The sequence below is a fragment of the Pseudoxanthomonas japonensis genome, from assembly GCF_010093445.1.
In the GTDB taxonomy this organism is placed as follows: Bacteria; Pseudomonadota; Gammaproteobacteria; order Xanthomonadales; family Xanthomonadaceae; genus Pseudoxanthomonas_A; species Pseudoxanthomonas_A japonensis.
Genome location: NZ_PDWW01000012.1, coordinates 99601 through 106720, shown reverse-complemented (window position 1 = coordinate 106720; position 7120 = coordinate 99601). Strand labels below are relative to the sequence as shown.

The following is a 7120-nucleotide window of genomic DNA, read 5'->3' as shown; positions in this document are numbered from 1 at the left end:
CCGCCCCACCCACCCCAATCGCGGTGACGCGCGTAGCCACCACCCGTGGAGACCGAAGCAAGCCCGTAAAGCAATCCGAACACGCCGGCGATCCCCGCCGGGATCAGCGACGACAGCAGCAGCGCGACCCCCGCCGCCGCGCCGCCGGTGAACACGCCGCGCAGCCCAGCCGGCGCACGTCCGAACACGCCGCGCACGACCGTCGCCACGATGAAGGCCGCGAACAGCGCGAAGAACCAGTCGCCGCCCCCGCGCCGGGCAGGCTCGCGATGCGTGCTGACGGGCGCCGGCAGCGCTTCGCCGTCGATCAGCTTCATCAGCGTCGCGGTGGCGTCGACGATGCCGCCGCCGAAATCGCCGGCGCGGAACTTGGGCGCGAGGTATTCCTGGATGACGCGGTTGGCGATGGCATCGGGAATGGCGCCTTCCAGTCCATAGCCCGGCTGGATGCGCACGCGACGGTCGTCCTTCGCGACCAGCAGCAGCACGCCGTCGTCCACGCCCTGCCGGCCCAGCTTCCACTGGTCGAAGACGCGCTGCGTGTATTGCTCGATGGTTTCCGGCTGCGTGGTCGACACCATCAGCACCTGCAACTGGCTGCCCTTGCGCTGCTGCAATGCCAGGGACTGCGCTTCAAGCTGCTGCTTCTGCGTCGCATCCAGCGTGCCGGTGGTGTCCACCACCGGCGAATCGAGCGCGGGGATGGGCGCCAGCGACTGCGCCCAGGCGGGCGCAGCCATCAGCAGTAGACAGAGCGCCAGCGCGCGGAGCATGGCAGGGGTGCGTCGCCGCTCAGTTGTCCGGGGACGGTGCCGGCGGCGGTGTGGGTGCTTGCGGCGTGGCCGGTGCGGGCGGAGGCGTACCGAAATCCACCGCCGGCGCTTCCGAGATCGCAGCTTCGTTCTCGACGGTGAAGTTGGGCTTCTCCTTCGCCCCGGTGATCTTGGCGGTGATCACCTGCGGGAACTGGCGGATATACGTGTTGTAGTCCTGCACGGTCTGGATGTAGCGGCCGCGCGCGACGGTGATGCGGTTCTCGGTGCCTTCCAGCTGCGCCTGCAGGTCGCGGAACGACTGGTCGGACTTCAGGTTCGGGTAGTTCTCGGTCACCACCAGCAGCCGCGACAACGCGCTGGAGAGTTCGCCCTGCGCCTGCTGGAACTGCTGCAGCGAGGCGGCGTCGTCGGCATTGACCTGGATCTGCCCGACGCGCGCACGCGCGTTGGTCACGTCAGTCAGCACCTGCCGCTCCTGCTGGGCGTAGCCCTGCACGGTCTTGACCAGGTTGGGAATCAGGTCGGCGCGCCGCTTGTACTGGTTGAGCACCTCGGACCAGCCCGCCTTCACCGCTTCGTCCTTCTGCTGGATGGCGTTGTAGCCGCAGCCGGGCAGCAGCGCGACGAGCAGGACGATCAACCACAGACGCGACACCTGGCGCATGGCACGACACTCCGTTGAAGGACGCGCCGATTGCAGCACCTCGCCCGTGACGGCGCAAGCGTCATGCGGCGCGCGAGGCAACGCCCACGGACTTGTTACCTGTCCGTGAAAAAGAAGGGCTCCCGAGGGAGCCCTTCGCGATGCGACGTCGGCGTGCGCTTACTCGCGCAGCATGCGCTGGCTGGCGCGCTTCTTCGCCCACAGGTTGAGGCACTCGACCACCGCCGAGAAGCCCATCGCGCCGTACAGATAGCCCTTCGGGATATGCATCTCGAAGCCGTCCAGCAGCAGGTAGGCACCGACGGCCACGATGAAGGCCAGCGCCAGCATCTTGATGGTCGGGTTGTTGTCGATGAACTGGCCCAGCGGCTTGGCCGCCAGCAGCATCACCGCCACCGCCAGCAGGATCGCCGCCACCATCACCGGGGTGTGGTTGGCCATGCCGACCGCGGCGATCACCGAGTCCAGCGAGAACACGATGTCGATCACCGCGATCTGCGCGATGACGCCGGCGAACGACACGGCTGGACGCGTATGCACGTCCTCCGAATCCGGTTCGCCCTTCACCAGTTCCAGGATCTCCTTGGTGCCCTTCACCAGCAGGAACAGGCCGCCGACGATCAGCACCAGGTCGCGCACCGAGATGCCCTGGCCGAACAGGGTGAACAGGTCGGTGGTCAGGCCGGCCAGCCAGGCCAGCGTCAGCAGCAGCATGATGCGGGTGATGCATGCCACCGCGATGCCGAATTTGCGCGCGACTTCGCGCTGGTGCGCCGGCAGTTTGCTCACCGCGATGGAGATGAAGACCAGGTTGTCGATGCCCAGCACGATCTCGATCGCGCTCAACGTGATCAGCGTGATCCACACCTGCGGATCGGTAAGCAGTTCCATCATGGGGGAGTACCTTGGTTCAGATCAAAAGTCAGAGATAGCGGGGCACAAGGATCAGGCCCCAGCACAGCAGCACGTTCATCATCAGCACGAAGACGGCGGCGGAACCCATGTCCTTCGCACGACCGGCGAGCTCGTGGTGTTCGGGGCCGTAGCGCTCGATGACGGCTTCCACCGCGGAGTTCAGCAGCTCGGCCGCCAGCACCAGCAGGCAGCTGCCGATCATCATCGCGCGCTCCAGCCCACCCTCTCCCAGCCACAGTGCCAGTGGCGCCAGCACGACCAGCAGGTAGACCTCCAGGCGGAACGAGGATTCGTGGATCCACGCCGCCCGCAGCCCCTGCATGGACCACACGGTCGCCTTGAGGATGCGGCCCGGGCCGCGGGGGAGATGTCCGGTTTCGTCAGCCATGGGCAGGTCGATGCGAAGGAGGTCCCGCATCGTCCCCGGCCGGCCAGGCGGTGCCTGGACCAGCGGGAGGTCGGATCGGGTGGAACCGGCGCAGGTAGCGCGCCAAGACGCGATTTTGCCACAAGGCAGCCCGCGGCCGGTTTGCATCACCGGTCCCGGGCTGGTCCACTGGGGGCTGACCGCCCCCGAGGAGCCCTTCCCCCGTGACGTTCCCGAACTCCCTGCGCCTGCCCCTGTGCGCCCTCGCGCTTGCCGCCGTGCTCGCCGCCTGCGCGGGCGGCCCGCCCGCGACGTCCGCCACGCCTGCCGCCACGACAACGGCGAAGACCGCGCCGCGCATTCCGGAGCAGGTCTCCAACGCGGAGTGGGAGAACGACATGCAGCGTTTTGCGGCGGAAGACGCGCAGTCGCCGCCACCGAGCGGAGGCGTGGTGTTCACCGGCAGCTCGTCGATCCGCCTGTGGGACACGCTGGCGCAGGATTTCCCCGGCGTGCCGGTGATCAACCGCGGCTTCGGCGGGTCCGAACTGCGGGACAGCACGTGGTACGCGGACCGCACCATTGTTCCCTACGCCCCGCGGCAGATCCTGATCTACGCCGGCGACAACGATCTACACTCGGGCCGCACGCCGCAGCAGGTGCGCGCGGACTTCATCGCCTTCGTCGACCGCGTGCGCCGCGACCTGCCGAAGGCGAAGATCGCCTACATCAGCACCAAGCCCAGCCCGTCGCGCGCGCAACTCCTGCCCGCCCAGCGCGAGGCGAATGCGCTGGTGCAGGCAGAAGCCACGCGCCTGGGCGTGGATTACATCGACATCTTCACGCCCATGCTGGATGCAGGTGGCCAGCCCAATGAAGCCCTGTTCATCGAAGACCGGCTGCACATGAATGCCGCGGGCTACGACATCTGGCAGCGCGTGATTGCCCCGTACGTGAAGTGATCCCGTCGCCGCGCCGCGCTCAGTGCCGGCGCGGCGCGCCCTCGTTCTGGTGCAGGCTCAGCACGTTGCCGTCCGGATCGAGGAAATCCAGCGACAGTCCGCCGTCGGGCGACTCGCTGACCGGCACCACGATCTCCACGCCCTTCGCGGCCAGCGCTTCGGCATGGTCGTCGATGCCGCCCTCGAGACTGAAGACGACGACCGGCGATTCGCCCGCGCGCGCCGGCCGTGGAATGAAGACGAGCGCGAGTTCACCGACCTCACCCATCGCGAACGGACCGTCATGTCCGTCCATGGCGTCAATGGGCAGGCCCAGGGTGTCGCGATAGAACGCCACCGACCGGGCCAGGTCGGAGACGAAGAACACGATGGCGCCTACCTTGCAGTGCGTGAGCATGGGATGTCCTCCTGTGTGATTCCCTTCTGTTGGTTGCCGCGGGAAGGCGATGTGTGAGCACCGGCATCGATCAGGAGCAGGTGCCCATCCGGATCGTGCGTTCCCAGGCCCTCGCCGGCCTGCATGGCGGCCTTCAGCGCACGCCGGGCCAGGCCGAAGGCCAGATCGACGCTGCGTGCAGGGTCGCGCAGTTGCGACAACGCGATGCTTTCGGCGCGCACCGTCGGGGACTGCGCAGCAAGCGTCTGGCGGATGCGGGTCAGGCGCTGGCGGAATGCGGTCGGCTCGATGCGCAGGATCCAGCGGATCTCGTCCGCGGACAGGCCGTGCAGCGCGAGGACCGCCAGCCGACGCGCCGAGGGCGGGAGCGTCGCCAGCCAGGGGAGGTGCGTCGCGGCGGGTCCGGATGCCGGGTGCGATGCCTCGGCGACGACGTCGTCTTGATGGAGTTCGGCCAGCGCTTCGCGACGACGCCGCCGGACCGCCGTGCGTACCACCATCGCCGCCTGGCGACGGAGTACGCCGGAGAGCCAGGGCAGGTCATGGCGTCCGGCGACCATGCCGGCAAGCAGCGCCTCCTGCACCAGGTCTTCCGCTTCGTCCGTACGACGGCACAACCGCAGCGCCTGGGCGCGGAGAGTGCGATAGATCGCCAGCGTCAACGCATCCGCGCTGCGCTCCGACGGCACCGTCACTCAGGTGTCCTGATATATGGCCGTGCCTCGCGTGCCGTCGGGCCGCACCCAGCCGCGGTACATGCCGCGCGTATTGAGGACCAGCGCCAGGTTGCCGTCGCGGTCCACCGCGATCGCACCGCCATCGCCCCCATGCTGCGGCACTTCGCCGAGGATCACGTCCTCCACCGCATCGCGAAGGCGATCGCCCCGGTACGCGATACGCGCGGCGATGTCGTGCGCCGCCGCGTTGCGGATGTAGAACTCGCCCCAGCCGCTGCACGAGACCGCGCAACGCGCGTCGGCCCAGGTGCCGGCACCGATCACCGGCGAATCGCCGACACGCCCCCAGCGCTTGTTGGTCATGCCGCCGGTGGACGTGGCGGCCGCCAGGTGCCCGCGGCTGTCCAGCGCCACCGCACCGACCGTACCGAAATACTTGCCCCGCAGATCGTCACTGCCCTGCCAGGCCTGCTGCTCGCGCTGTTGCGCATCGCGCAGCTGCACGCGCCGCGCCTCGGTCGAGAACCAGCCGTTCGGCACGCGCTCGATGCCCGGCTGCGTATCGGCGAACTGCTCCGCGCCGTCGCCGATCAGGAACACATGCGGCGAATCCTCCAGCACGCGTCGCGCCAACCGCACGGGATGGCGCACCGTCATCAGGCCGGCGACCGAACCGGCACGGCGATGCCTTCCGTCCATGATCGACGCATCCAGTTCGTGCCGCCCTTCGGCGGTGAACACCGAGCCGCGCCCGGCGTTGAAGTGCGGCGAATCCTCGAGCATCGTCACCGCGGCTTCGACCGCGTCCAGCGCAGTGCCGCCCGTGGCGAGGATGGCGTGGCCGACATCGAGGGCACGCGCGAGTTCGGCGTGGATCGCGGTTTCCACGTCGGCCCCCAGGCTGCCCGGCTCGATCACGCCAGCGCCTCCATGGATGGCGAGTGCAAGCGGCCGGCGGGACGAATGCGGGCTCATGGCGCAGGACCGGTGGGCACAACGGGCGTTCAGCATACTCCCGCCGCTGCGCCACGCCAGTCCTGGCGCATTACTGGGAGCGCAGCGCCTCGATGGGGTCGAGCTGCGAGGCTTTGCGTGCCGGGTAGTAGCCGAAGAACAGGCCGGTGGCGATCGAGAAGCCCGCCGCCAGGCCGATGACCTGCCCGTTCAACGCCACCGGCAGGTCACTGAACTTGCCGACCAGCAGCGCCCCGGCCACGCCGATGACGATGCCCAGCACGCCACCGCCCAGCGACAGCAGCATGGCCTCGGCGAGGAACTGCCGGCGCACGTCGCCCGGTCCGGCGCCCACCGCCATGCGCAGTCCGATCTCGCGGATGCGTTCGGTCACCGACACCAGCATGATGTTCATGATGCCGATGCCCCCGACGATCAGCGAAATGGTGGCCACCGCGCCCAGCAGCAGCGACATCAGCCGGGTGGTGGCGGTACGGGTGGCGACGATCTCGGAGATGTTGCGGACGTTGAAGTCGTCGTCCTCACCCGGGCCGATCTTGTGCCGCTGGCGCAGCAGCGCTTCCACCTCGCCCTGCACGTAGCCCAGGTCCTTGGCGTCGGCCACGGTCAGCGCGATCTGCTGCACGGCGCCCGGCGGCAACCCCATCGACCCCATCAGGCGACGGCGCGCGGTCTCCAGCGGCACCATCATCACGTCGTCCTGGTCCTGCCCGAAGCCGCCCTGCCCCTTCGACGCCAGCGTGCCGACCACCGTGAACGGCACGCGACCCAGGCGCACGGTCTGGCCGACGCCGCTGTCCTCGCCGAACAGCGTGCGGCGCACGGTCTCGCCGAGGATCACCACCTTGTCGGCACTGGAGTAGTCCTGTGCGTCGAAGCCCTCGCCGTTGGCGATGACCCAGCTGTTGATGTCGAAGAAATCGGCCTGCACGCCCTGCCAGCTGGTCGATGCATTGTTCTCGGCGAACACGATCTGGGTATTGCCGCGCAACGCACCGGCCACGTACTGCACTTCCGGGATCTCGTTGCGGATCGCGTCGACGTCGCCTTCCTTGAGCGTGTAGAAACTGCTGGAACTCATCCGCACGCCGCCACCGCCGGGACCACGGCCGGCGCCCGGGCTGATGTCCAGCCGCTGCGAGCCCAGCCCGGATACCAGCTTGTCGATCTCGGCCTGCGTGCCCTGGCCCACCGACACCATGACGATGACGGCGGCGATGCCGATGATCACGCCCAGCGAGGTCAGCGCGCTGCGCATCCAGTTGCCACGCAGCGCGTGCAGCGCGGTGCGCAGGATGTCGGAGAACTTCATGGTTGGAAGCCGTGATTGGTGATTGGTGATAGGGAATTCGCAAGAGCAAAGCAACCGCAGCCACGCTGCACCGAA

Annotated in this window: 9 protein-coding genes; 1 reads left to right on the top strand and 8 read right to left on the bottom strand. The window is 68.4% G+C overall.

The window, feature by feature from the left end:
- From CSC78_RS10245 to CSC78_RS10230, 4 genes are all read right to left on the bottom strand, one after another.
- Positions 1 to 773 (bottom strand): TPM domain-containing protein (locus CSC78_RS10245; protein WP_162337805.1); only part of this gene is annotated, 773 nt, incomplete at its 3' end.
- 19 nt (positions 774 to 792) lie between these two features.
- A complete protein-coding gene (locus tag CSC78_RS10240; RefSeq protein ID WP_162337804.1) occupies positions 793 to 1440 on the bottom strand; it encodes a LemA family protein in 648 nt (215 codons plus the stop codon).
- A gap of 159 nt (positions 1441 to 1599) precedes the next feature.
- On the bottom strand, positions 1600 to 2334 hold the full coding sequence (locus CSC78_RS10235) for a TerC family protein (RefSeq protein WP_162337803.1): 735 nt from the start codon (positions 2332 to 2334) through the stop codon (positions 1600 to 1602).
- A gap of 28 nt (positions 2335 to 2362) precedes the next feature.
- Positions 2363 to 2743 carry a diacylglycerol kinase gene (locus CSC78_RS10230; protein ID WP_162337802.1) on the bottom strand — a complete coding sequence of 127 codons (381 nt, stop codon included), beginning with the start codon at positions 2741 to 2743 and terminating at the stop codon, positions 2363 to 2365.
- A gap of 203 nt (positions 2744 to 2946) precedes the next feature.
- On the opposite strand from CSC78_RS10230, the gene CSC78_RS10225 reads away from it, so the two are divergent.
- Positions 2947 to 3684, top strand: a complete 738-nt coding sequence (locus tag CSC78_RS10225; protein ID WP_238391236.1) for an SGNH/GDSL hydrolase family protein — start codon at positions 2947 to 2949, stop codon at positions 3682 to 3684.
- Between the two features lie 19 nt (positions 3685 to 3703).
- On the opposite strand, the gene CSC78_RS10220 is transcribed toward CSC78_RS10225, so the two are convergent.
- The 4 genes from CSC78_RS10220 to CSC78_RS10205 all read right to left on the bottom strand — a co-directional run bounded on the left by CSC78_RS10220 (position 3704) and on the right by CSC78_RS10205 (position 7045).
- Positions 3704 to 4081 carry a VOC family protein gene (locus tag CSC78_RS10220; protein ID WP_162337801.1) on the bottom strand — a complete coding sequence of 126 codons (378 nt, stop codon included), beginning with the start codon at positions 4079 to 4081 and terminating at the stop codon, positions 3704 to 3706.
- Entirely contained in the window at positions 4060 to 4776 is a 717-nt protein-coding gene (locus CSC78_RS10215; protein ID WP_162337800.1) for an RNA polymerase sigma factor, read from the bottom strand. Before CSC78_RS10215 ends, CSC78_RS10220 begins: the two co-directional genes overlap by 22 nt.
- Positions 4777 to 5733: an isoaspartyl peptidase/L-asparaginase family protein gene (locus tag CSC78_RS10210; RefSeq protein WP_162337799.1), complete on the bottom strand. Its 957-nt coding sequence runs from the start codon at positions 5731 to 5733 to the stop codon at positions 4777 to 4779.
- 70 nt (positions 5734 to 5803) lie between these two features.
- Entirely contained in the window at positions 5804 to 7045 is a 1242-nt protein-coding gene (locus CSC78_RS10205; RefSeq protein ID WP_162337798.1) for an ABC transporter permease, read from the bottom strand.
- Positions 7046 to 7120 lie beyond the last annotated feature (75 nt).

What these genes read in the sequence shown, in the direction of transcription:
- CSC78_RS10205 (WP_162337798.1), bottom strand. Translation starts at nt 7,045, where the DNA reads ATGAAGTTCTCCGACATCCTGCGCACCGCGCTGCACGCGCTGCGTGGC.
- CSC78_RS10230 (WP_162337802.1), bottom strand. Translation starts at nt 2,743, where the DNA reads ATGGCTGACGAAACCGGACATCTCCCCCGCGGCCCGGGCCGCATCCTC.
- CSC78_RS10210 (WP_162337799.1), bottom strand. Translation starts at nt 5,733, where the DNA reads ATGAGCCCGCATTCGTCCCGCCGGCCGCTTGCACTCGCCATCCATGGA.
- CSC78_RS10220 (WP_162337801.1), bottom strand. Translation starts at nt 4,081, where the DNA reads ATGCTCACGCACTGCAAGGTAGGCGCCATCGTGTTCTTCGTCTCCGAC.
- CSC78_RS10235 (WP_162337803.1), bottom strand. Translation starts at nt 2,334, where the DNA reads ATGATGGAACTGCTTACCGATCCGCAGGTGTGGATCACGCTGATCACG.
- CSC78_RS10240 (WP_162337804.1), bottom strand. Translation starts at nt 1,440, where the DNA reads ATGCGCCAGGTGTCGCGTCTGTGGTTGATCGTCCTGCTCGTCGCGCTG.